Source organism: Enterobacter sp. kpr-6 (assembly GCF_900116015.1).
Taxonomy (GTDB): Bacteria; Pseudomonadota; Gammaproteobacteria; order Enterobacterales; family Enterobacteriaceae; genus Enterobacter_D.
Genome location: NZ_FOYH01000001.1, coordinates 380,166 through 403,420, shown reverse-complemented (window position 1 = coordinate 403,420; position 23,255 = coordinate 380,166). Strand labels below are relative to the sequence as shown.

Genomic DNA, 23,255 nt, shown 5'->3' with positions numbered 1-23,255 from the left:
TCCCTGAGGGAGAGGGAGGTCTTAATCCCCTCTCCCTCAGGGAGAGGGTTAGGGTGAGGGTAAAACCTACAGCGCCAGCGTACCAAACGCTCCCTGCCAGTCCTGCTCAAACTTCGCAATCGCTGCATCCACAGCCGGAGCGGCGATAAATTGCTGAGCCACATCCAGCGGCAGCGTGATGGATTCACAGCCCGCAAGCAGGCAGTCCAGCGCCTGACGCGGCGTTTTAAAGCTCGCGGCCAGCACTTTCGCCCCCGGCGCATGCAGCGTTAACAATTGCTGCAAATCGCACACTGTCTGAATGCCGTCCCCGCCCTGCGCATCCACGCGGTTAACGTAAGGTGCAACATATTCTGCGCCTGCCAGCGCGCTTAACAACCCCTGACCTGCGCCATACACAGCGGTGCCGAGTGTGGGAATACCTTCGGCTTTCAGCAATTTAATCGCTGCCAGCCCTTCGGCGCTGACCGGCACCTTCACCACGATATCCGCAATAATGCTGCGAAGTTTACGCGCATCCATCACCATCCCTTCTGCGGTGGTGCTCATCACCTGGGCAAACAGACGCCCTTTGCCGCCCAGTGCATCCTGCAACGCGGGGAGCAGATCTTCCAGCGGGATTTTCCCGGCAGCAACAATGCTCGGGTTGGTGGTTACGCCTGCGAGCGGGAAAATACGCGCCAGTTTTTTGACTGCCGCGACGTCTGACGTATCCAGATAGAGTTCCATGGGTGTTCCTTAAAATGTGACAGTGAGTATGGATTTAAATTTACCTCACATTACCTGCCTTTTACTTGACCCGAATCAAAATAACTTTCATTCGAAAGTATTTTAATCTTCATACGAAAGATAAGGGGCAGGTTATGATTTTCAACATTCAGCGCTATTCCACCCACGATGGTCCCGGTATCCGTACCGTGGTGTTTCTGAAAGGCTGCTCACTCGGCTGTCGCTGGTGTCAGAACCCGGAAAGCCGCTCGCTTAAGCGCGATCTGTTGTATGACGCGCGTTTGTGTCTGGACGGCTGCACATTATGCCAGCAGGCCGCGCCGGAGGTGATAAGCCGGGCGCTGAATGGTCTGCTCATTCACCGTGAGCGTCTTGATGATAAATGCCTTGATGCGCTGACAGACTGCTGCCCGACGCAGGCCCTGAGCGTTTGCGGCGAAACAAAACAGGTTGCGGAGATCATGGCGACCGTCCTGCGCGATAAGCCGTTTTACGATCGCAGCGGCGGCGGCATCACCCTTTCCGGCGGCGAACCCTTTATGCACCCGGAAATGGCCGCCGCGCTGTTTAAAGCCAGCCATGAGGCGGGTATTCATACCGCCGTGGAAACCTGCCTGCACGTACCATGGCACTACGTTGAACCCTCACTGTCCTGTGTCGACCTTTTTCTTGCCGATCTTAAGCACGTCGACAACAAAATCTTTAAAGACTGGACCGACGGCTCGGCAAAGCGCGTGCTGGAAAACCTCAAGCGCCTCGCCCGTTTGGGCAAGGAAATAACCATCCGCGTGCCGCTGATCCCTGGCTTTAACGCGGATAAAGCGTCCATCAAAGCCATTACCCGTTTTGCCGCTGACGAGCTTAACGTCCGCGACATTCACTTTTTGCCTTACCACACGCTGGGCATGAATAAGTATCACCTGCTCGGCCAGCCCTACACTGCGCCAGACAAACCGCTAGACGCAACGGATCTGCTGACGTTTGCACAAGACTATGCACGCGAAAGCGGTCTGACCGCCACGTTACGAGGATAACCCTATGACCACATTACGTCTTGATACCCTGACCGACCGCATCAAAGCGCACAAAGCCGCGCTGATTAACATCGTGAAACCGCCGGTGTGCACCGAACGTGCGCTGCATTACACCGAAGCCTACCAGCAGAATATGGACAAGCCGATCCCGGTCCGCCGCGCGATCGCCCTCGCCCATCACCTCGCCAGCCGTACCATCTGGATCAAACACGACGAGCTGATCATCGGCAACCAGGCCAGTGAAGTGCGCGCCGCGCCGATTTTCCCGGAATACACCGTCACGTGGATTGAAAAAGAGATCGACGATCTGGCCGACCGTCCGGGTGCGGGTTTTGCCGTCAGTGAAGAAAATAAACAGGTGCTGCACGCGGTCTGCCCGTGGTGGCGTGGCCAGACGGTGCAGGATCGCTGCTACGGGATGTTTACCGATGAGCAAAAAGCGCTGCTGGCGACCGGCATTATTAAAGCGGAAGGCAACATGACCTCCGGCGATGCGCATCTGGCGGTGAACTACCCGCTGCTGCTGGATTCAGGTCTTGACGGCCTGCGGGCAAAAGTGGCTGAACGCCGCTCGCGCATCAACCTGACCGTGCTTGACGATCTGCACGGGGACCAGTTCCTGAAAGCGATTGATATCGTGCTGGCCGCCGTCAGCGATCACATTACCCGTTTCGCAAACCTGGCGCGTGAGATGGCGCGCGATGAATCCCGTGAAAGCCGCCGCAATGAACTGCTGGCGATGGCGGAAAACTGCGACGTGATTGCCCACAGCGCGCCGAAAACCTACTGGCAGGCGTTGCAGCTGTGCTACTTCATTCAATTGATTTTGCAGATTGAATCTAACGGTCACTCCGTCTCCTTTGGCCGCATGGATCAGTATCTCTACCCGTTCTACCGCCGCGACGTGGAACTGGATCAGACCCTGTCCCGTGAAGACGCCATTGAAATGCTGCACTCCTGCTGGCTGAAGCTGCTGGAAGTGAACAAGATCCGCTCCGGCTCACATTCCAAAGCCTCTGCCGGTAGCCCGCTGTACCAGAACGTCACCATCGGCGGGCAAAATCTGGTCAACGGTCAGGCGCGCGACGCAGTAAACCCGCTGTCGTATGCCATTCTCGAATCCTGCGGTCGCCTGCGCTCCACGCAGCCAAACCTCAGCGTGCGTTACCATGCGGGCATGAGCAACGACTTCCTCGACGCCTGCGTGCAGGTGATCCGCTGCGGCTTCGGGATGCCGGCCTTTAACAACGACGAAATCGTGATCCCGGAATTTATCAAACTGGGTATCGAGCCGTCTGACGCCTATGACTACGCGGCGATTGGCTGCATCGAAACCGCCGTCGGCGGCAAATGGGGCTACCGCTGCACCGGCATGAGCTTCATCAACTTTGCCCGCGTGATGCTCGCAGCCCTCGAAGGCGGTCGCGACGCCACCAGCGGCGAAGTGTTCCTGCCGCAGGCCAAAGCCCTGTCACAGGGCAACTTCACGGCCTTTGACGAAGTCATGGACGCCTGGGACACCCAGATCCGCTACTACACCCGTAAATCCATTGAGATTGAATATGTCGTTGACACCATGCTGGAAGAGAACGTGCACGATATTCTTTGCTCCGCGCTGGTGGACGACTGTATTGAGCGCGCAAAGAGCATCAAACAGGGCGGCGCGAAGTATGACTGGGTATCCGGTTTGCAGGTCGGCATCGCCAACCTCGGCAACAGCCTGGCGGCAGTGAAAAAACTGGTATTTGACCAGGGCGTAATCGGGCAACAGGAACTGGCCAAAGCGCTGGCGGAAGATTATGAGGGCCTGACGCATGAACAACTGCGTCAGCGCCTGATCAACAGCGCGCCGAAATACGGCAACGACGATGACAGCGTCGATCTGCTGCTGGCCCGTGCGTACCAGACTTATATTGAAGAGCTGAAGCAGTACCACAACCCGCGCTACGGTCGCGGTCCGGTGGGTGGTAACTACTACGCAGGCACCTCGTCCATCTCCGCTAACGTGCCGTTTGGCGCAGCAACGATGGCAACGCCAGACGGACGTAAGGCCTATACCCCGCTGGCGGAAGGCGCAAGCCCGTCATCCGGTACGGATCATCTGGGGCCGACAGCGGTAATGGGTTCGGTGGGTAAACTGCCAACGGATTCGATTCTTGGCGGCGTGCTGCTTAATCAGAAGCTGAACCCGGCAACGCTGGAAAATGATTCTGACCGCCAGAAGCTGATGATGCTGCTGCGCACCTTCTTTGAAGTGCATAAAGGCTGGCATATTCAGTACAACATCGTGTCGCGTGAAACGCTGCTGGAAGCGAAGAAACACCCGGATCAGTATCGTGATTTAGTGGTGCGTGTGGCGGGGTATTCGGCGTTCTTTACGGCGCTGTCGCCGGATGCGCAGGACGATATTATCGCCCGTACTGAGCATACGCTGTAAGGTTGACCCTCACCCTAACCCTCTCCCTCAGGGAGAGGGGACAGTCAGTGCACGGACTCGCCTTTCACCCTCTCCCTGAGGGAGAGGGCCGGGGTGAGGGGCAATTTCACACCGCTCTGAACGCAATCTCCGATGGGATCACATCACCCTGCCAGTACAACTGCGCGGCAACGCGGCCAGCCAGCTTGCGGTACAGCGTAGTAAACTCGCTGTCCGGGCGGTGAATCACCGTCGGCGTACCGTTATCCAGATCTTCACGCAGGCTGATGTGCAGCGGCATCTGGCCTAACAGTTCCGTGTGGTACTGCTCTGCCAGCTTCTGCGCGCCACCGGTGCCGAAAATCGGCTCATGATGACCACAGTTGCTGCAAATGTGCATGCTCATGTTTTCAACGATACCCAGTACCGGCACCTCGACCTTCTCGAACATCACAATGCCTTTTTTGGCGTCGATCAGCGCAATGTCCTGCGGCGTGGTGACCACCAGCGCACCCGTTACCGGGATGTTTTGCGCCAGCGTCAGTTGAATATCACCGGTGCCCGGCGGCATATCCAGCACCAGATAATCCAGATCCGGCCACAGAGATTCCTGCAACAATTGCAGCAGCGCTTTGCTGGCCATCGGCCCGCGCCACACCATGGCATTTTCGTCCGTCACCAGATAACCAATCGAGTTGGTCGCAAGCCCATGCACCATAATCGGTGCCATGTGGGTGCCATCCGGTGAGGTCGGGCGCTCGCCTTCGGTGCCGAGCATCATCGGGACCGACGGACCATAAATGTCAGCATCCAGAATACCGACTTTCGCCCCTTCTGCCGCCAGCGCCAGCGCAAGGTTAACGGCAGTGGAGGATTTACCCACCCCGCCCTTGCCGGAGCTGACAGCAATAATATTTTTTACGCCGTTAATACCGGCCTGATTTTTCACACGTTTTAACGTGGCGATGTTATGCGACAGCTTCCAGTCAATGGCTTTGGCACCGGTCAGACGCAACAGCTCAGCGCTGCTTTGCTCTTTCAGCTCTTCAAACGCACTGCGCCAGGCGAACGGCATCAGCAGTTCGATATGCACGGTGTCATCCAGCCACGCAACGTGGTGCACGGCTTTCAGGGCGGTGAGATTATGCGCAAGTGTGGGGTGCTGAAAGTTTGCCAGCGTGCCGACAACCAGTGCGCGCAAGGCTTCCGGTGATTTGGCGTGGGATTGCGAGGTCATCCCGACTCCTTTGTTCTTGTAGGTTTGCTCGTGTAGCAAGTTTACCTGAAAGAAAAAGGTTTGTGCTTACTTAATAATGACCGTTTTGGTAATATCAAAACCCCTTTTTTTACAGAAGAAGTAATGCCCACTATGACTCAAGTCGCGAAGAAAATTCTGGTAACGTGCGCACTGCCGTACGCCAACGGCTCCATCCACCTCGGCCATATGCTGGAGCACATCCAGGCTGATGTCTGGGTCCGTTACCAGCGAATGCGCGGCCATGAAGTCAATTTCATCTGCGCTGACGACGCTCACGGCACCCCGATCATGCTGAAAGCCCAGCAGCTTGGGATCACCCCGGAGCAGATGATTGGTGAGATGAGCAAGGAGCATCAGACCGATTTCGCAGGCTTTAACATTAGCTATGACAACTACCACTCGACGCACAGCGACGAGAACCGTGAGCTGTCAGAACTGATTTATGGCCGCCTGAAAGAGAACGGTTTTATTAAGAATCGCACCATTTCTCAGCTTTTCGACCCGGAAAAAGGCATGTTCCTGCCGGATCGTTTTGTGAAAGGCACCTGCCCGAAATGTAAATCCCCGGATCAGTATGGCGATAACTGCGAAGTCTGCGGCGCAACCTACAGCCCGACTGAGCTTATCGAGCCGAAATCCGTGGTGTCCGGCGCAACGCCTGAAATGCGCGATTCTGAACATTTCTTCTTCGACCTGCCCTCTTTCAGCGAAATGCTGCAGGCCTGGACCCGCAGCGGTGCGTTGCAGGAGCAGGTGGCGAACAAAATGCAGGAATGGTTTGAATCCGGCCTGCAACAGTGGGATATCTCCCGCGATGCGCCTTACTTCGGCTTTGAAATTCCGAACGCGCCGGGCAAATATTTCTACGTCTGGCTGGATGCGCCAATCGGCTATATGGGCTCTTTCAAGAACCTGTGCGACAAGCGCAACGACACCACAAGCTTTGACGAATACTGGAAGAAAGACTCCACCGCCGAGCTTTATCACTTTATCGGTAAGGACATCGTCTACTTCCACAGCCTGTTCTGGCCTGCGATGCTCGAAGGCAGCAACTTCCGTAAGCCAACCAATCTGTTCGTACACGGTTACGTGACGGTGAACGGCGCGAAGATGTCCAAATCGCGCGGCACCTTCATTAAAGCCAGCACCTGGCTGAACCACTTCGACGCTGACAGCCTGCGCTACTACTACACCGCCAAGCTCTCCTCGCGCATCGACGATATCGACCTGAACCTGGAAGATTTCGTGCAGCGCGTGAACGCCGACATCGTTAACAAAGTGGTTAACCTGGCGTCACGCAATGCGGGCTTTATCGCCAAACGTTTTGATGGCGTGCTGGCGTCTGAGCTTGCCGATCCTGAGCTTTACAAGACCTTCACCGATGCCGCAGCCAGCATTGGCGAAGCGTGGGAAAGCCGCGAGTTCGGTAAAGCGGTACGTGAAATCATGGCGCTGGCTGACGTGGCAAACCGCTACGTTGACGAGCAGGCCCCGTGGGTGGTGGCGAAACTGGAAGGCCGTGACGCCGATCTGCAGGCCATCTGCACCATGGGTCTGAACCTGTTCCGCGTGCTGATGACCTGGCTGAAACCGGTGCTGCCGGAGTTGAGTGAGCGCGCCGAAGCGTTCCTGAACACCACGTTCACCTGGGACGCCATCCAGCAGCCGCTGCTCGGCCACAAGGTCAACACCTTCAAAGCGCTCTACAACCGTATCGAAATGAAACAGGTTGAAGCGCTGGTCGACGCCTCGAAAGAAGAAGTGAAGGCCGCCGCCGCGCCGGTAACTGGCCCGCTGGCAGACGATCCGATTGCAGAAACCATTACCTTTGATGATTTCGCCAAAGTCGATCTGCGCGTGGCGCTGATTGAAAACGCCGAATTCGTTGAGGGTTCTGACAAGCTGCTGCGCCTGTCGTTGGATCTGGGCGGTGAGAAGCGCAACGTCTTCTCCGGTATCCGTTCCGCCTACCCGGACCCGCAGGTGCTGATTGGTCGCCTGACGGTGATGGTCGCAAACCTGGCCCCGCGCAAAATGCGTTTTGGTATTTCCGAAGGCATGGTGATGGCCGCAGGACCTGGCGGGAGCGATATCTTCCTGTTAAGCCCGGACGAAGGAGCCAAACCGGGCCAGCAGGTTAAATAATCCGAAAAGGGCGCTGTTTTGACAGCGCCCTTTTTTATTGCACTATTCTTCAGGAGGACACCGTTACATTTTAAGGAACAGTATGAATATCATAAAAAAATATGCCGCCATTCTTTTTGCCTCTGTGCTGGTCATTGCTGTCAGCGCCTGTGGCGATAAAGAAGAGAGTAAGACTTTCGAATGGTCTGATGGCAAAACCGATCTCTCCCTCACTTACTACTACAAAAATGACGTCGTGCTGCGTCAGACAGCAAAAAATACCCTGCACTACGCCGGTCTGGGCGTTGCGAATAAAGAAGAAGCAATGCAGCGTCTGGGGCCAATCAGCGAAAAATACAAATCGATTAAAGGCGTGGAAGAGAGCCTGGACTACAGCGATACCTACGCGACTGAAACACTGAAAGTGGATTATTCCGTGGTTGACCGCGACGCGCTGCAAAAAATTCAGGGCGCGGAATTTACCGGTGACGTGAAAGAAGGCATCAGCATGTCCAAATCGGAAGCGCTGCTGAAATCACGTGGATTTAAAGAAGTTAAGTAACTCTCTTAAAGCCCGGCAGCGCCAGTTGCCGGGCCTTCATGATTACGCTGACGGTTTCTCCGCGTGTACACGCACCGCCAGCCCGCGCAGGAAATAACGCAGGAACTGATCCCCACACTCACGGAAGTTTTTATGATCGGCGGCGCGCATCATCGCCGTGATTTCCGGCATCGACACGCGGAATTGCTGCTGAGTAAGGATCGCCAGAATATCGTCGGTCTTCAGGTTATAAGCAATGCGCAGTTTCTTCAGCACGATATTGTTATTAACACGACGCTCCACCGCCAGCGCAGGGGCTGATTCGTCCCGGCCGCGTTTTTCATAAATCAGACCATTCAGGAAGCAGGCCAGAAGAATATCCGGGCAGCGCACAAAGCCCTCTTCATCTTCTTTATGCAACCACGGCACCAGTTGTTCCGCGGTTACGTCCGCTTCACCCAGTGCGAAGATACGCAGCAGATCTTGATTGTTGAATTTAGAGATGTAGCGGACGCTTCGTAAAATATCGTTACTGATCATAATGCCTTCGGTGAAGAAAAATACAAAAACGCAGTTTACCACGATCCCGCTGTTTTACAGACCCAGCGCTTCTTTTAGATTCTTCAGATAACGACGGCTGACCGGCACGGTATGACCGTCACGTAACAGCAATTCCGCCTGCCCGTTATCCTCAAAGCGGATCTCTTTTAAGTGCGCCATGTTCACCAGATATTGCCGGTGGCAGCGCATCAGCGGCGTGCGGTTTTCCAGCGTGCGCAGCGTAAGTTCCGTAAACCCCTCTTTGCCGTCCTGACTGGTGACATACACCCCGCTCATCCGGCTACTGACATAGGCGACTTCCGCCATTTGCAGCAGATAAATACGGCTGTGACCGGAACAGGGAATAAACTTCAGCGCCTCCTGATTTTCCGGCAGCACCGAGGTGTCCTGCACGTTGCGGTCAACACGCAGACGCGCGAGGGTTTTATCCAGCCGCTTCTCTTCAATCGGCTTGAGCAGATAATCAAACGCGTGCTCTTCGAAGGCTTTTACCGCGTATTCATCAAAAGCGGTGAGGAAGACGATATAGGGGCGATGCTCAGGATCGAGCATCCCGACCATCTCCAGCCCGCTGATGCGCGGCATCTGGATATCGAGAAACAGCACGTCCGGGCGCAGCTTGTGCACCGCCCCGATCGCTTCGATGGCATGAGCACATTCGCCGACGATGTCGATGTCGCTGTGCTCGTTTAACAGCACGCGCAGGTTTTCCCGCGCTAACGGCTCATCATCCACAATCAGCACTTTTAACATGGGCTCTCCTCCAGCGGCAGTCGTAGGGTAATACGGGTAAATTTGTCAGCCTCGCAGTTCACGGTGATCCCGCAGTCGTCACCAAACCGGGCGCGCAGCCGTTTATCGACCAGGCTCATCCCCAGCCCGCCCGCTTCAGCGCCGGGTGAATACAGACCGGCGTTATCTTCAATAGCCAGCACCAGATGCTGCTGTAAACGGCTGGCGGTAATGCTGATTTCGCCGGTGCCGAGTAGCTGCGAAGTGCCGTGCTTGATGGCGTTCTCGACGATTGGTTGCAGGGTAAAAGCGGGCAGATGCTGATTTGCCAGCTCATCCGGCACAAACAGCGTCACCTGTAATCGCGACTGAAAGCGCGCCTTTTCGATTTGCAGGTAGGCGTTCACATGTTCGATCTCATCGGCGAGCGTTACCACTTCCGACGGGCGCTTGAGATTTTTACGGAAAAAGGTCGATAAAAACTGCACCAGTTGCGCGGCCTGATCGCTGTCGCGGCGGATCACCGCTTTCAGCGTATTGAGCGCGTTAAACAGGAAATGCGGGTTCACCTGCGCGTGAAGCAGTTTAATTTCCGACTGGGTGAGCAGCGCTTTTTGCCGGTCGAACTGCCCGGCGAGAATTTGCGCCGACAGCAACTGGGCGATCCCCTCCCCCAGCGTGCGGTTGATTGAACTGAACAGGCGGTTTTTCGCCTCATAGAGTTTGATCGTGCCCACCACCCGCTGATTCTCACCGCGCAGCGGGATCACAAGCGTTGACCCCAGTTTGCAGTTCGGGTGCAGCGAGCAGCGGTATGGCACTTCGTTGCCGTCGGCATACACCACTTCGCCCGTCTCCAGCGCTTTTAACGTCCAGGCGGAAGAAATGGGCCGCCCCGGTTGATGGTGATCGTCACCGATGCCTTTAAACGCCAGCAGCTTTTCCCGATCGGTGATCGCCACCGCACCAATATCCAGTTCGCGGAACAGCACCTGAGCGACTTTCATGCTGTTCTCTTCGTTAAACCCCTGCCGCAGAATGCCCTCGGTCGAGGCGGCGACTTTCAGCGCGGTTGCCGAGAACGCGGAGGTGTATTTTTCAAACATCGCGCGCTTGTCGAGCAAAATCAGCATAAACAGCGCCGCACCCACGGTGTTGGTGACCATCATCGGGGCGGCAATGCTGTTAACCAGATGCAACGCATCTTCAAAAGGCCGGGCAATCAGCAGGATGATCAGCATCTGCACCAGTTCTGCCACAAAGGTGATCGCCCCCGCCGTCAGCGGATTGAAGACTTTATCGGTGCGCCCGCGCTTAATAAGAAAGCTGTGCACCAGGCCGCCGAGCAGCCCTTCAACAATGGTGGAGACCATGCAACTGAGCGCCGTCATACCGCCCATCGAGTAGCGGTGTAACCCGCCGGTCAGTCCGACCAGCCCGCCCACCACCGGGCCACCCAGCAGACCGCCCATCACTGCGCCAATCGCGCGGGTGTTGGCGATGGAATCCTCAATGTGCAGGCCGAAGTAAGTACCCAGGATGCAAAAAATAGAGAAGGTGACGTAGCACAGGAGTTTATGCGGGAGCCGGACGGTAACCTGCATCAGCGGGATAAACAGGCGGGTTTTACTCATTAACCATGCAATGACCAGAAAAACGCACATCTGCTGTAGCAGCAGCAACACCAGATTAAACTCGTACATACTCAATACCGCTTACCGATAACGCCAAAGCGCGTAACATACAGGGTGTGTGCTGAACTTTCTGTGAAGCCTTCTGAAAAAATCAAAAAACGTGCACATCGTCACAATATCCCTGCGCTTTGTCACCTTTTCGTGCACTTTTTGTGCGAAAAACCGCCACATTTCACGGGGGCACGAAACTGGGTCTACAGTTATGCTGGGGTCTTACAGCAAGGGTGACATCATGGCGCTTTACACCATCGGTGAAGTGGCTCAGTTATGCGATATCAATCCCGTTACATTACGGGCCTGGCAGCGTCGGTATGGATTGCTCAAACCCCAGCGCACCGATGGTGGTCACCGTTTGTTTAACGAAGCCGACATCGATCGTATCCGTGAAATTCAGCGCTGGATCGACACAGGCGTGCAGGTCAGCAAAGTCAAAACCCTGCTTTGTAGCGGTACGCCGGAAAGCCTGAGCAACTGGCGCGAGCAGCAGGAGTTCGTGCTGCGTCTGTTGCAGGAGGGCAATATCAACCGCCTGCGGGGATGGCTGAAAGAGCATGGCCGCGAATACCCTGCCCGCACCCTTGCCACTCAGCTTCTGATCCCGCTCCGCCTGCGTTTACGCAGCCCCGAACCTGCGCTGGTGGCGATGCTCAGTCTGCTGGATGGCGTGCTGATTAACTATATTTCCGGCTGCCTGACCTCGGCGCGAAAACGTGCCGGTAACGATGCGCTGGTGGTTGGCTGGAATATTCATGACACCACACGCTTGTGGATAGAGGGCTGGATCGCCAGTCAGCATGAATGGCGCGTGGACGTGCTGGCGCATTCGCTGACGCATTTCCGCCCGGAGTTGTTTGTCGGACAAACGGTGCTGTTGTGGTGCGGAGAATGTCCTTCGATGATCCAGATACAGCAACTGGCCGCGTGGCGCGAAGCCGGACACCATGTGCACGCGCTGGGTATTTAATGTTTTATTAACAGTCCGGCTTCACGGTATACTCATGCGGCAATCAACCAGGAGCACACCATGAACGCAACCAAAATCGCTGTCATCACCCTGTTTTTCCTTATGGCCGTTGGCGGCATCGGCGGCGTAATGCTGGCGGGTTATTCCTTTATTGTGCGTGCTTAGTCAGCACCTCTGTCAGACGTTCAAAGCCGCGATCGACGATAATCGCCGCCAGCGCCACCAGCACAGCCCCCTGAATCACATACGCGGTATTAAACCCGGAGAGCCCGATAATAATCGGCGAGCCGAGCGTATTTGCGCCCACGGTCGAGGCAATGGCCGCCGTGCCGATGTTGATGATCACCGAGGTGCGCACCCCCGCGAGGATCACCGGCGCGGCCAGCGGTAATTCCACCTTCAGCAGACGCTGCCAGGCACTCATTCCCATCCCCATCGCCACACTTTGCACACCCGCAGGCACGGCGGTCAGACCCGCCAGGGTTCCCTGTAAAATCGGCAGCACGCCGTAGAGCGTCAGCGCAATAATCGCCGGTTCCCGGCCAAAGCCCATGACCGGCACCGCAATCGCCAGCACCGCCACGGGCGGAAAGGTCTGACCGACAGCGGCGATGGTTTCCACCAGCGAGCGAAATTCAAATCCCGCCGGACGGGTGACGGCAATGCCTGCCCCCACGCCCAGCACTATCGCAATCACGCTCGATATGCCGACCAGCCACATATGCGCCAGCGTCAGCATGACAAACGATTCCTGCTGGTAGACCGGGCGTGGAAGCTCAGGAAACAGCGCGCTGAACAGCGCCGTGCTGTGCGGCAGCAGGAGCAGCAGCGCGATAAACAGCGCAATCAGCCAGAGCAGCGGATCACGGACGATTTTCATGCGTTACCTCCGCGCTGAGCAGATCCTGAAAATGCAGGCTGCCAAGCGCTGCACCCTGACTGTCCGTCACCGGGAGCACGTCGCGCCCCTGGGCAACAAACGCCGACAGCGCATCGCGCAGCGACAGGGTTTCTGCCAGCGGCTCGCCTGCCGCCTGTTCGCCCCGGCGAACGTAATCGCTCACACTGCGCAAAGAGAGCAGACGCACGCCCAGTTCGCTGCGGCCAAAAAACTCGCGGGCAAAATCATTTGCCGGGTGAGTCAGCATCTCCAGCGGCGTGCCCTGCTGCACGACCTGGCCGCCGTCCATTAATACCAGATGGTCGGCAAGCTGTAAGGCTTCGTCGATATCGTGCGTCACCAGCACAATGGTGCGCCCTAAAAGCTGATGAATGCGGCGCATCTCCTGTTGCAGCGCGCCGCGCGTTACCGGGTCCAGCGCGCCGAAGGGTTCATCCATCAACAGCACTTCCGGGTCGGCGGCTAAGGCGCGCGCCACGCCGACGCGCTGCTGCTGCCCGCCGGAAAGCTCATGGGGATAACGCCCGCGCAGCGCGGTGTCCAGCCCAAGCAGCGCCATCAGCTCATCGACACGGGCGTTAATTCGCGCGCGCGGCCACTTCTGCAATTGCGGTACGGTGGCGATATTTTGCGCGACCGTCCAGTGCGGAAAGAGGCCAATTGACTGGATCGCATACCCCATGCGCCGCCGCAGCGTCAGCACCGGGAACGAGCGGATCTCCTCCCCGGCAAATAAAATGGTGCCTTCATCGTGCTCCACCAGCCGGTTGATCATCTTAAGCGTGGTGGATTTGCCCGACCCGGAGGTGCCGATCAGCACCGAAAATGCGCCGGTTTTAAAGTGCAGATTGAGATCGCTGACCGCCCTCTGCCCGTTAAACGTTTTGCTGACCTGTCTGAATTCAATCATGCCTCTTTTACCTTAAGCAGCGCTATCCATAGGCCGAACAGCGCATCGACGATCACCGCCAGAGCGATCACCGGGATCACCCCTAAAAGCACCAAATCCAGCGCGCTGCTGAGCAGTCCCTGGAACACCAGCGCACCAAAACCGCCTGCGCCGATCAGGGCGGCGATCACCGCCATGCCGACGGTCTGCACCGTCACCACGCGCAGGCTGCGTAACAGCAGGGGCAATGCCAGCGGCAGTCGCACCTGCAAAAACCGCTGCCGGGCGCTCATCCCCTGCCCCGCCGCGCTCTCTAAGACCTCGTGCGGAACCTGATTCAGCCCCGCCACAACGCCCCGCACCAGTGGCAGAAGCGCATACAAAATAAGGGCGATAAGCGCGGGCGTGATACCCGTCCCGGCGATGCCGAGCGACCGCAGCCATGGAAACTCCTGTACCAGTCCGGCCAGGGGGGCGATTAAAAGCCCAAACAGCGCCACAGACGGCACGGTCTGAATCACGTTCAGCACCGCAAACACCGGGCTTTGCCGCGTCGGATGGCGATAGCACCACAGCCCCAGCAGCACGCCAATCAGCAGCGCCGGAACCAGCGTGGCAAAAAGCAGCGTCAGATGCTGGGCGAGCGCATCGTTAAACACATCCTTACGGTTGGCGTACTCTTTGAGCAGGGAGAGATGGTCAAGCTGGCCCGACTGGAGGATCAGCACCGGCAGCAGCCAGATTTGCGCATGCAGCAACCAGCGCCAGACCGGATTCACCGTCAGACGGCGAATCGCATCGCTGGCAGCCAGCAGCGCGAGCGCCATCCACAGCCACAGCCCGCTGCCCATTGAGGTGCGCGCTACGGTGCTGCCGCCCTGGGCCAGATCGGTCGCCGCCTGTCCCGCCGCCCAGTGCAGCACGGCGAAAAGCAGCTCCGCCAGCAGCAGCGTGACGATCAGCGCTCCGCGTTTAGGGATAAAACTCAGCACCACCAGCGCCAGCGGAACGGACAACCACAGCGCGGCTGTTTGCGGCCAGATCTGCCAGAGCGCACGGCTTTCGCCCGACACCAGCCGGTTAGGGGCGTAATTCACAAACGGAAGCATGGCCGCTGCCAGGCCGATCAGCACCAGCAGCAGCAACACGCGGTTATGACAACGAATTGACACGTTCCAGTCCTGTTACTTCACCAGTCCTTTCTGCTTCAGGTAATCCGCCGCGACTTTTTTCGCATCCAGACCCTCTACTGCAATGCTCGCATTAAGCTGTTGCAGCGTTTTTTCATCCAGGCTCGCAAAGACAGGTTTTAACCAGTTATCCAGTTCCGGGTAGGCTTTCAGCACCGCCTCGCGCACAACCGGCGTCGGCGCATAAATCGGCTGTACGCCTTTCGGATCGGTCAGGGTTTGCAGGCCGAGCGCCGCGACCGGGCCATCGGTACCGTAGGCCATCGCCGCATTCACGCCGGACGTTTGCTGGGCAGCCGCTTTAATGGTGACGGCGGTATCGCCCCCTGCCAGCGACAGCAACTGGTTTTGCTCAAGTTTGAAGCCGTAGGCTTTTTCAAACGCGGGCAGCGCATCGGTGCGCTCAATGAATTCCGCGGAGGCGGCGAGTTTGAAGGTGCCGCCCTCTTTCAGGTAACGGCTGAGATCGTCAAGCGAGGTCAGCTTGCCCTTTTGCGCCACGTCCTGACGCACGGCAATGGTCCAGGTATTGTTGGCAGGCGCAGGCGTCAGCCACACCAGTTTGTTCTGTTCGGCATCGAGCTTTTTGACTTTCTCATAGCCCTGCTGCGCGTTTTTCCACGCCGGATCGTTTTCCTGTTTAAAGAAAAATGCCCCGTTGCCGGTGTATTCCGGGTAGATATCCAGCTCGCCGGAGGTGATCGCCCCGCGCACGACAGGCGTTGCGCCAAGCTGCACTTTATTGACCGTTTTGACGCCGTGGCTCTCAAGCACCTGCAAAATAATATTGCCCAGCAGCGCGCCTTCGGTATCAATTTTTGAGCCGACTTTAATCGGCTCAGCCGCCAGTACAGGCAGGCTCACCGCCGCCATCAGCGCCAGCGAGCCCAACATCCCCTTCGTGATTGTCATTGCGCTTTCCTCATTATTTTGCTGCTCTTTTTCAGCAGCTTGAGACAAAAGCGTAGACGATATATCACTCTTTTGTGGCGCTATCGGGAAGTTTTAGCGGCACCGTCAGCAGGCTGGCGGCAAAATAAAGCAGTGCAATCACCCACAGCGTCCCCTCCACGCCTAACGGGGCGACGCACAGGGTGACGATAAACGGCCCGGCAAAGTTACTTAATCCTGACCCGAGGTTAAGGCAGGAAATCGCTGCGCCTTTGTTTTCCGGCAGCAGCGAGGGGATCAGCGCACTCAGCGGCCCGAATGCGCCAAGGCCTACGGCATAAAGCGTCAGGGCGATAAACAGCGCCGTGGGACTGTGGCCAAACATCACCGGCGCATAGCACACCGCGAGCGACGCCAGCCCGCACAGGGTGCCGGAAAACCACACCACCGTCATGCGCCAGCCGATTTTGTCACCCAGCCAGCCAAACAGATAGTTGGCGAAAATATTCACCACGTTCACCAGTCCCCAGATGGTGAGCCACTCAGCAATGCTGAAACCAAATCGCGGCAGATAGACCGGCATCAGGATCACCAGTGAAAACTTGCCGATGTCGTTAATGGTTTTTACCACCACCGCGAGGCGCATTTTGGGTTCGCGCACCAGCACCATGATCCCCTCACCCATCGCCTGGCTAATCTTCTGGTTACGCGCCCAGACGGGTTCGTCACGATTCAGGATCAGCGCGCAAAATGCGCCCAGCGCCACGAAGAGAAAGCCGCTCAATAAGGTGTTGCTTTCACCGACGCGAGACAGCATCCAGCCGGAGAACCACGGGCCCACGATGGTCATGCCGACGCCAAAGGCGATCCAGAACCACGATACCGCGCGGCCCAGAATACGCGCTTCGCAGCGCTGGTTGATCCACACCAGAAACGAGTAGGCAAAAAGCGGATAGGCCACGCCGCGCAGGGCGTAGCTCACGATCATCATCGGATAATTATTCATCGGCAGGGCCACAAAAATAAACGGCACCGATCCGGCGAAATAACACAGTGTGGCGATCCACATCAGCCGACGCAGGCCAAGCACTCCCGCGCCAATGCCGGAAAACCACGACACCGCCGCCACACAGAGGCCAAAAACCGACAGCATCAGGCTGATTTCCACTTCCGCAAAGCCGCGGGATTGCAGCATCGACGCCAGCCAGCTCTGCTCGATGGTGGCTCCGGTGATAAAAAGAAAAACGCCGATAAATCCCCAGCTCAGCTCGCGCGGTAAACCGAGGCGCGCCCAGATCCCCTGCTGAATAAATACGCTCTGTTCCGTCATATCCTGTTGCGATCCCTCATCAAAAAGAAACCCCAACGGTTAGCCGGGGCAGAGATCGTTATTATGCGATGTTCAGGCGGGTGATTTTGTGATCCGCTTTCAGCGTTTAACGCCCGGAAAAGCAAAAAAAAACGCCACCGGATGGTGGCGTTGGGAAGCGAGGAAAACAGTTACAGCAATTCAAACTCGCCTTTTTTCACGCGGGCGGAGTCGGTGCCGATAAAGACGTTAAATTTGCCCGGTTCCGCGTCATATTTCATGCGCTGGTTCCAGAATTTCAGGGCTTCAACGTCAATCGGGAAGCTGACGGTACGGGTTTCGCCCGGTTTCAGGGTAACTTTCTCAAAGCCCTTCAGTTGCTTCACCGGACGGCTCATGGAGGCGGTCACATCCTGCACGTACATTTGCATTACCGTTGCGCCTTCGCGCTTACCGGTGTTGGTTACATCCACGCTCGCCGTCACCGTGCCGTCACGCTGCATGGTCGGCGCGGAGAGTTTCACGTCCGAAACGCTGAACGTGGTGTAGCTCAGGCCATAACCAAACGGATAGAGCGGGCCGTTCGCTTCATCGAAATAGCGCGAGGTGTATTTGTTCGGCTTATCGGCGTTATACGGGCGGCCAGTGTTCAGATGGCTGTAGTAAACCGGGATTTGACCCACAGAGCGCGGGAAGGACATCGGCAGTTTGCCCGACGGGTTGTAATCGCCAAACAGCACGTCGGCAATTGCGTTGCCGCCTTCAGTACCGGCAAACCAGGTTTCAAGGATCGCGTCTGCCTGCTGATCTTCTTTCACCAGCGCCAGCGGACGGCCGTTCATCAGCACCAGCACCAGCGGTTTTCCGGTGGCTTTGAGGGCGGCGATCAGGTTGCGCTGACTTTGCGGAATGGTCAGATCGGTACGGCTGGAGGCTTCGTGCGCCATACCCTGCGCCTCGCCAACCACCGCCACGACCACGTCTGACTGATTCGCAGCCTGCACCGCTTCATCAATCATTGCCTGCGGCGTGCGCTCATCGACCTGTACGGCCGGTTCATACTGGTTTAAAAACGCCACGATATCTTTATCGTCGGTGACGTTGGCCCCTTTCGCGACAATCACTTTGCCCTGGTTGCCAACGGCGTTTTTAATGCCGGTCAACACGGTAACAGACTGATCAGCCACGCCTGCCGCCGACCAGCTTCCCATCACGTCGCGCTTGCTGTCAGCCAGCGGTCCAACCACGGCGATGGTGGCGGATTTTTTCAGCGGCAGCGTGTCGAGGCGGTTTTTCAGCAGTACCAGGCTTTCCCGCGCCACTTCACGCGCTTCTTTGCGATGCAGACGGCTTTCAGCGTTGGTGTCCTGCGGATCGGTTTCTTTCGCGCCGAGGTGACTGTACGGATCGTTAAACAGCCCCATGTCGTACTTCACGTTCAGTACGTGGCGGGTGGCGTCGTCGAGTTCAGCCATGGTGACTTTGCCGCTTTTCACCAGATCCGGCAGGTATTTGCTGTAATACTCATCGGCCATGCTCATATCCACGCCCGCTTTGATCGCCACGCGCACGGCGTCTTCAGGATCGGCAGCGGTGCCGTGTTTGATCAGTTCTTTGATGGCACCATGATCGGAAATGGTAATGCCCTTAAAGCCCCAGTCGCCGCGCAGCAGATCTTTAAGCAGCCAGGCATCGGAGGCCGCAGGCGTGCCGTTCAGCGAGTTGAGCGCCATCATCACCCCGCCGCTGCCCGCGTCCAGCGCCATTTTGTATGGCGGCATGTAATCGTTAAACAGACGCTGGGAACTCATATCGACGGTGTTGTACTCTTTCCCGCCTTCCACTGCGCCATAGGCGGCGAAGTGTTTCACGCTGGTCATCACCGAGTAACGATCCGCCGGGCTTTTGCCCTGCATTGATTCCACCATGGTTTTACCCATGATGGCGGTTAAATAGGTATCTTCGCCAAACCCTTCCGAGGCGCGGCCCCAGCGCGGATCGCGGGAGACGTCAACCATCGGAGCCCAGGTCATGTTCAGCCCGTCGTCGGCGGCTTCATAAGCCGACACCCGCCCGACGGTTTTTACCGCGTCGAGGTTAAACGACGACGCCAGCCCTAAGCTAATCGGAAACACGGTGCGCTGGCCGTGCACCACGTCATAGGCAAAAAACAGCGGGATTTTCAGGCGGCTGAGCTGCATCGCCTGATCCTGCATCGCCCGGATATCCTGACGGGTCACGGTATTGAAAATCGCCCCGACCTGGCTGGTTTTGATCATGTCGCGGATGGCTTCTTTTGGGTTATCCGGCCCGACGCTGATAAGACGCAGCTGACCGATTTTTTCATCGGTGGTCATTTTTTGCAGCAGTTGGGTGACAAACGCGTCACGCGCTTCGGGGGTCAGGGGATGGTTGCCGGACATATCGTCTGCCAGCGCGGGTTGCAGCGCCAGACTCACAGCGACACCTACAGAACATAGCCATTTCATGTCGTTCACTCTCTCGTTTTTACAGCCGAATCAGCGGGAAGAAGGGCGAAAACCGCAGTGTGCCATAATCGTAGTCGCTGTTGCAGGGTTATTCTCTTATTTTTCTGATGATTAGTGCCGCGTCGTGATTTTCCCACGCTATGCTTTAAGACGTGAATTTTGTCCCGCCACAGGAGTGGATGATGCCGACTGGCTTACCTCATGATAACAACGCTTTTCTTGCTGAACTGACCCGTCTGGTGGGCCGCACTCACCTGCTTACCGATCCGGCCAAAACGGCGCGTTACCGTAAAGGGTTTCGTTCCGGCCAGGGCGACGCGCTGGCGGTGGTTTTCCCCGGCACGCTGCTGGAACTCTGGCACGTACTGAGCGCCTGCGTGCAGGCCGACAAAATTATTCTGATGCAGGCCGCCAACACCGGGCTGACTGAGGGTTCCACGCCCAACGGCAATGATTACGACCGCGACATCGTCATTATCAGCACGCTGCGCCTCGATAAACTGCATCTGCTGGATAACGGTGAACAGGTGCTGGCCTACCCCGGCACCACCCTGTATTCGCTGGAAAAAGCGCTCAAGCCGCTGGGCCGCGAACCGCATTCGGTGATCGGCTCGTCATGCATTGGCGCGTCGGTAATGGGCGGCATTTGTAATAACTCCGGCGGTGCACTGGTGCAGCGCGGCCCGGCGTATACCGAAATGGCGCTTTTTGCGCGCATTACGGAGCAGGGTCAGCTTCAACTGGTTAATCATCTGGGGATTGATTTAGGTATCACGCCGGAGCAGATCCTGAGCCGGCTGGATGATGAGCGCATCAGCGCCGCCGATGTCCGCCATGACGGGCGGCACGCGCACGATCACGATTACATCACCCGCGTGCGGGATATCTCAGCGGATACCCCCGCGCGTTATAACGCCGATCCCGAACGGCTGTTCGAGTCCTCCGGCTGTGCGGGCAAACTGGCGGTCTTTGCCGTGCGCCTTGATACCTTCCCCGCAGAGAAAAACCAGCAGGTCTTTTATATCGGCACCAATCAGCCTGCGGTACTGGGCGAGATCCGCCGTCATATTCTGGCGAACTTTACCCACCTTCCGGTCGCCGGGGAGTATATGCACCGCGACATTTACGACATCGCCGGGCGCTACGGTAAAGACACCTTTTTAATGATCGACAAGCTCGGCACCGACAAGATGCCGCTGTTCTTTACGCTGAAAGGCCGTACCGATGCGGCGCTGGCGAAAGTGCCGCTGTTTAAGCCGAATTTCACCGACCGGGCGATGCAGAAACTGACGCAGATTTTCCCGGATCACCTGCCGCCACGGATGAAAAGCTGGCGGGATAAATATGAACATCATCTGCTGCTGAAAATGTCCGGCGACGGCATTGCCGAAGCGCAGAAGTGGCTCAAAGAATACTTCAGCGAGGCGGAGGGCGACTTCTTCGCCTGCACGCCGGAAGAAGGCAGCAAGGCCTTTTTACACCGCTTTGCCGCGGCGGGTGCCGCCATTCGCTATCAGGCAGTACACGCCGATGAGGTGGAGGATATTCTGGCGCTGGATATCGCCCTGCGGCGCAACGATCCCGACTGGTTTGAAAGTCTGCCCGATGAGATCGGCAGTCAACTGGTTCACAAGCTCTATTACGGTCACTTCATGTGCTACGTCTTCCATCAGGATTACATCGTCAAAAAAGGCGTGGACGTTCATGCCCTGAAAGAACAGATGCTGGCTCTGCTGCGCGAGCGCGGGGCGCAATATCCGGCGGAGCATAACGTCGGGCATCTGTATGAAGCGCCGGAAAGCCTGAAACAGTTTTATCGCGAAAATGACCCGACCAACAGTATGAACCCAGGTATAGGTAAAACCTCAAAGCAGAAATACTGGCGGGAAGCGGCAACGCCAGAGAAATAGCGCGATTGCCACTTTTTCACCCATCCGCGTGGACTTTTGCCGGTGCCTTTTTCGTGCCAGAGTAGCGAAAACGAGTTTGTTATCTGGACGTTAAGGAGCACCTGCATGTCTGCTGTGGATGTTTTTACTGAGAGCGTTGTTGAGATCCGTGATGCCCGTGCAGAGGATGCCGGGGCGATTACCGCGATTTACGCCTGGCATGTGCTGCACGGCCGCGCCTCGTTTGAGGAAGTGCCGCCGACGGTGGCGGAAATGACCGAACGTATGCGCGCGGTGGCAAACGAAGGCCTGCCGTGGATGATCGCGCTTTCTGGCGGCGACATCGTTGGCTACTGCTACGCCCGACAATATCGCCCTCGCCCCGCCTACCGCTTTACCATCGAAGAATCCATTTACGTCACCACCGGCATGAACGGTCGCGGCATCGGCAGCGCGCTGATGAATGCGCTGATTGCCCGCTGTGAAGAAGGTCCGTGGCGGCAAATGATCGCCATCGTGGGTGACGGGCATAACAATCCCGGCTCATTACGTTTGCATCAAAAACACGGGTTTGAGATCGCAGGCACGCTGCGCAGTGTGGGATTCAAAAAGGGCGACTGGCGGGATACGTTGATTATGCAGCGTCCCCTCAACGAGGGTGACGGGACGCTGCCGGAATAATTAGTCGTTCTGGGCGGTTTGCTCGCCCGCAGCCTGGCCGGTGCTGGCCATCTGCGCCGCTTTCTGGCGCTTATAGGCGAGCGCCGAGGCCGGAACAGGCTGGACTTTCCCGGTTTCAATCCAGGTGCGCAGGCGGCTGGCGTCAGCGAAGTGGGTATATTTGCCAAACGCATCCATCACCACTAACGCCACCGATTTATTATTAATAACGGTACGCATCACCAGGCAGTGCCCGGCGGCGTTGGTGAAGCCGGTTTTGGTCAACTGGATGTTCCAGTTATCGCGGTACACCAGATGGTTGGTGTTGCGGAACGGCAGCGTGTAGGCCGGGTGCGCAAAGGTCGCCATCTCTTCACGCGTTGTGCTGAGTTGACCAAGCAGCGGGTACTGTTTGCTGGCAATCAGCAGACGGGAGAGATCCCGCGCGGTCGAGACGTTATGAATCGATAATCCCGTCGGCTCGACAAAGCGCGTGTTGCTCATGCCTAACGCCTTCGCTTTGGCATTCATCGCCTTGATAAATGCGCCGTAACCGCCCGGATAATGGTGCGCGAGGCTCGCCGCCGCACGGTTCTCCGACGACATCAGCGCCAGCAGCAGCATATTTTTACGGCTGATTTCACTGTTGAGCCGCACGCGGGAGTAGATGCCTTTCATCTCCGGGGTCTGACTGATATCGACCTTCAACACTTCATCCAGCGGCAGTCGCGCATCAAGCACCACCATCGCGGTCATTAATTTGGTAATAGAGGCAATCGGGCGCACCAGATCGGGGTGGCTGGAATAGATCACCTTATTGGTTTGCAGATCGACAATCATCGCGCTGCCGGAGGCAATTTCAGGCTGGGCAGACGCGGCGGTGGCCGCAGGCGTTTTAGCCAGCGCACCAGGCGCTACGGGAACGGTCAGTAAAAGCGCGAGGCTTAATAAAGAAACACGAAATTTCAGCATGGTGAGACTTCT

The 23,255-nt window shown here is 57.1% G+C and carries 20 protein-coding genes; 8 read left to right on the top strand and 12 right to left on the bottom strand.

Annotated features, from left to right (window positions below; genetic code table 11):
* Positions 1–66: 66 nt before the first annotated feature.
* Positions 67–729, bottom strand: a complete 663-nt coding sequence (fsa, locus tag BM373_RS01865; protein WP_090458798.1) for a fructose-6-phosphate aldolase — start codon at positions 727–729, stop codon at positions 67–69.
* Positions 730–863: 134 nt separating this feature from the next.
* On the opposite strand from fsa, the gene BM373_RS01860 reads away from it, so the two are divergent.
* Both BM373_RS01860 and BM373_RS01855 read left to right on the top strand, forming a co-directional pair.
* Positions 864–1,763, top strand: coding sequence for a glycyl-radical enzyme activating protein (locus tag BM373_RS01860; protein WP_090458795.1), 900 nt, complete (start codon positions 864–866; stop codon positions 1,761–1,763).
* A 4-nt stretch (positions 1,764–1,767) separates the two neighbouring features.
* Positions 1,768–4,200, top strand: coding sequence for a formate C-acetyltransferase/glycerol dehydratase family glycyl radical enzyme (locus tag BM373_RS01855; RefSeq protein ID WP_090458792.1), 2,433 nt, complete (start codon positions 1,768–1,770; stop codon positions 4,198–4,200).
* Between the two features lie 106 nt (positions 4,201–4,306).
* Here BM373_RS01855 and apbC read toward each other — a convergent pair whose 3' ends face one another.
* Positions 4,307–5,416: an iron-sulfur cluster carrier protein ApbC gene (apbC, locus tag BM373_RS01850; protein ID WP_090458789.1), complete on the bottom strand. Its 1,110-nt coding sequence runs from the start codon at positions 5,414–5,416 to the stop codon at positions 4,307–4,309.
* Positions 5,417–5,548: 132 nt separating this feature from the next.
* Here apbC and metG point away from each other — a divergent pair, with 132 nt between their 5' ends.
* Positions 5,549–7,582 (top strand): methionine--tRNA ligase, encoded by a 2,034-nt coding sequence (gene metG / locus BM373_RS01845; protein ID WP_090459956.1) that lies wholly within the window; start codon positions 5,549–5,551, stop codon positions 7,580–7,582.
* An 82-nt stretch (positions 7,583–7,664) separates the two neighbouring features.
* Entirely contained in the window at positions 7,665–8,123 is a 459-nt protein-coding gene (locus BM373_RS01840; protein ID WP_090458787.1) for a YehR family lipoprotein, read from the top strand.
* A gap of 42 nt (positions 8,124–8,165) precedes the next feature.
* Here BM373_RS01840 and BM373_RS01835 read toward each other — a convergent pair whose 3' ends face one another.
* Genes BM373_RS01835 through BM373_RS01825 form a run of 3 tightly spaced genes read right to left on the bottom strand, consistent with a single transcriptional unit; the run spans position 8,166 to position 11,098 of the window.
* The gene (locus tag BM373_RS01835) at positions 8,166–8,642 is read right to left on the bottom strand and encodes a YehS family protein (RefSeq protein WP_090459954.1); all 477 of its coding nucleotides are present in this window, start codon (positions 8,640–8,642) and stop codon (positions 8,166–8,168) included.
* Between the two features lie 54 nt (positions 8,643–8,696).
* On the bottom strand, positions 8,697–9,416 hold the full coding sequence (gene btsR / locus BM373_RS01830; RefSeq protein ID WP_090458785.1) for a two-component system response regulator BtsR: 720 nt from the start codon (positions 9,414–9,416) through the stop codon (positions 8,697–8,699).
* Positions 9,410–11,098: a sensor histidine kinase gene (locus tag BM373_RS01825; protein ID WP_090458782.1), complete on the bottom strand. Its 1,689-nt coding sequence runs from the start codon at positions 11,096–11,098 to the stop codon at positions 9,410–9,412. Before BM373_RS01825 ends, btsR begins: the two co-directional genes overlap by 7 nt.
* Positions 11,099–11,321: 223 nt before the next feature.
* Between BM373_RS01825 and BM373_RS01820 the strand changes: the two genes are divergently transcribed.
* Positions 11,322–12,053 carry a MerR family transcriptional regulator gene (locus BM373_RS01820; protein ID WP_090458779.1) on the top strand — a complete coding sequence of 244 codons (732 nt, stop codon included), beginning with the start codon at positions 11,322–11,324 and terminating at the stop codon, positions 12,051–12,053.
* A gap of 60 nt (positions 12,054–12,113) precedes the next feature.
* Positions 12,114–12,218, top strand: coding sequence for a protein YohO (locus BM373_RS01815; protein ID WP_090458776.1), 105 nt, complete (start codon positions 12,114–12,116; stop codon positions 12,216–12,218).
* Here BM373_RS01815 and BM373_RS01810 read toward each other — a convergent pair.
* The 6 genes from BM373_RS01810 to bglX all read right to left on the bottom strand — a co-directional run bounded on the left by BM373_RS01810 (position 12,202) and on the right by bglX (position 19,722).
* Positions 12,202–12,933: an ABC transporter permease gene (locus tag BM373_RS01810; protein WP_090458773.1), complete on the bottom strand. Its 732-nt coding sequence runs from the start codon at positions 12,931–12,933 to the stop codon at positions 12,202–12,204. The two genes, BM373_RS01815 and BM373_RS01810, sit on opposite strands and share 17 nt — an antisense overlap.
* The gene (locus tag BM373_RS01805) at positions 12,917–13,864 is read right to left on the bottom strand and encodes an ABC transporter ATP-binding protein (RefSeq protein ID WP_090458770.1); all 948 of its coding nucleotides are present in this window, start codon (positions 13,862–13,864) and stop codon (positions 12,917–12,919) included. The genes BM373_RS01810 and BM373_RS01805 overlap by 17 nt, the downstream gene beginning before the upstream one ends.
* Positions 13,861–15,015: an ABC transporter permease gene (locus BM373_RS01800; RefSeq protein ID WP_090458767.1), complete on the bottom strand. Its 1,155-nt coding sequence runs from the start codon at positions 15,013–15,015 to the stop codon at positions 13,861–13,863. The genes BM373_RS01805 and BM373_RS01800 overlap by 4 nt, the downstream gene beginning before the upstream one ends.
* 12 nt (positions 15,016–15,027) lie before the next feature.
* Entirely contained in the window at positions 15,028–15,945 is a 918-nt protein-coding gene (locus BM373_RS01795; protein ID WP_090458765.1) for a glycine betaine ABC transporter substrate-binding protein OsmF, read from the bottom strand.
* A 64-nt stretch (positions 15,946–16,009) separates the two neighbouring features.
* Positions 16,010–17,254, bottom strand: coding sequence for an MFS transporter (locus tag BM373_RS01790; protein WP_090458763.1), 1,245 nt, complete (start codon positions 17,252–17,254; stop codon positions 16,010–16,012).
* 170 nt (positions 17,255–17,424) lie between these two features.
* A complete protein-coding gene (bglX, locus tag BM373_RS01785; protein ID WP_090458760.1) occupies positions 17,425–19,722 on the bottom strand; it encodes a beta-glucosidase BglX in 2,298 nt (765 codons plus the stop codon).
* Positions 19,723–19,904: 182 nt separating this feature from the next.
* Here bglX and dld point away from each other — a divergent pair, with 182 nt between their 5' ends.
* Positions 19,905–21,632 (top strand): D-lactate dehydrogenase, encoded by a 1,728-nt coding sequence (gene dld / locus BM373_RS01780; protein WP_090458758.1) that lies wholly within the window; start codon positions 19,905–19,907, stop codon positions 21,630–21,632.
* Positions 21,633–21,737: 105 nt separating this feature from the next.
* Complete coding sequence (locus BM373_RS01775) at positions 21,738–22,292, top strand: GNAT family N-acetyltransferase (protein ID WP_090458756.1); 555 nt, start codon at positions 21,738–21,740, stop codon at positions 22,290–22,292.
* On the opposite strand, the gene pbpG is transcribed toward BM373_RS01775, so the two are convergent.
* Entirely contained in the window at positions 22,293–23,243 is a 951-nt protein-coding gene (gene pbpG, locus BM373_RS01770) for a D-alanyl-D-alanine endopeptidase (RefSeq protein ID WP_090458754.1), read from the bottom strand. It abuts the gene before it with no gap.
* Positions 23,244–23,255 lie beyond the last annotated feature (12 nt).

Coding starts and splice junctions, on each gene's coding strand:
- BM373_RS01835 (WP_090459954.1), bottom strand. CDS start 8,642: ATGATCAGTAACGATATTTTACGAAGCGTCCGCTACATCTCTAAATTC.
- BM373_RS01820 (WP_090458779.1), top strand. CDS start 11,322: ATGGCGCTTTACACCATCGGTGAAGTGGCTCAGTTATGCGATATCAAT.
- BM373_RS01840 (WP_090458787.1), top strand. CDS start 7,665: ATGAATATCATAAAAAAATATGCCGCCATTCTTTTTGCCTCTGTGCTG.
- BM373_RS01805 (WP_090458770.1), bottom strand. CDS start 13,864: ATGATTGAATTCAGACAGGTCAGCAAAACGTTTAACGGGCAGAGGGCG.
- BM373_RS01825 (WP_090458782.1), bottom strand. CDS start 11,098: ATGTACGAGTTTAATCTGGTGTTGCTGCTGCTACAGCAGATGTGCGTT.
- BM373_RS01855 (WP_090458792.1), top strand. CDS start 1,768: ATGACCACATTACGTCTTGATACCCTGACCGACCGCATCAAAGCGCAC.
- btsR (WP_090458785.1), bottom strand. CDS start 9,416: ATGTTAAAAGTGCTGATTGTGGATGATGAGCCGTTAGCGCGGGAAAAC.
- dld (WP_090458758.1), top strand. CDS start 19,905: ATGCCGACTGGCTTACCTCATGATAACAACGCTTTTCTTGCTGAACTG.
- pbpG (WP_090458754.1), bottom strand. CDS start 23,243: ATGCTGAAATTTCGTGTTTCTTTATTAAGCCTCGCGCTTTTACTGACC.
- fsa (WP_090458798.1), bottom strand. CDS start 729: ATGGAACTCTATCTGGATACGTCAGACGTCGCGGCAGTCAAAAAACTG.
- apbC (WP_090458789.1), bottom strand. CDS start 5,416: ATGACCTCGCAATCCCACGCCAAATCACCGGAAGCCTTGCGCGCACTG.
- BM373_RS01790 (WP_090458763.1), bottom strand. CDS start 17,254: ATGACGGAACAGAGCGTATTTATTCAGCAGGGGATCTGGGCGCGCCTC.
- BM373_RS01775 (WP_090458756.1), top strand. CDS start 21,738: ATGTCTGCTGTGGATGTTTTTACTGAGAGCGTTGTTGAGATCCGTGAT.
- BM373_RS01860 (WP_090458795.1), top strand. CDS start 864: ATGATTTTCAACATTCAGCGCTATTCCACCCACGATGGTCCCGGTATC.
- BM373_RS01810 (WP_090458773.1), bottom strand. CDS start 12,933: ATGAAAATCGTCCGTGATCCGCTGCTCTGGCTGATTGCGCTGTTTATC.
- metG (WP_090459956.1), top strand. CDS start 5,549: ATGACTCAAGTCGCGAAGAAAATTCTGGTAACGTGCGCACTGCCGTAC.
- bglX (WP_090458760.1), bottom strand. CDS start 19,722: ATGAAATGGCTATGTTCTGTAGGTGTCGCTGTGAGTCTGGCGCTGCAA.
- BM373_RS01815 (WP_090458776.1), top strand. CDS start 12,114: ATGAACGCAACCAAAATCGCTGTCATCACCCTGTTTTTCCTTATGGCC.
- BM373_RS01795 (WP_090458765.1), bottom strand. CDS start 15,945: ATGACAATCACGAAGGGGATGTTGGGCTCGCTGGCGCTGATGGCGGCG.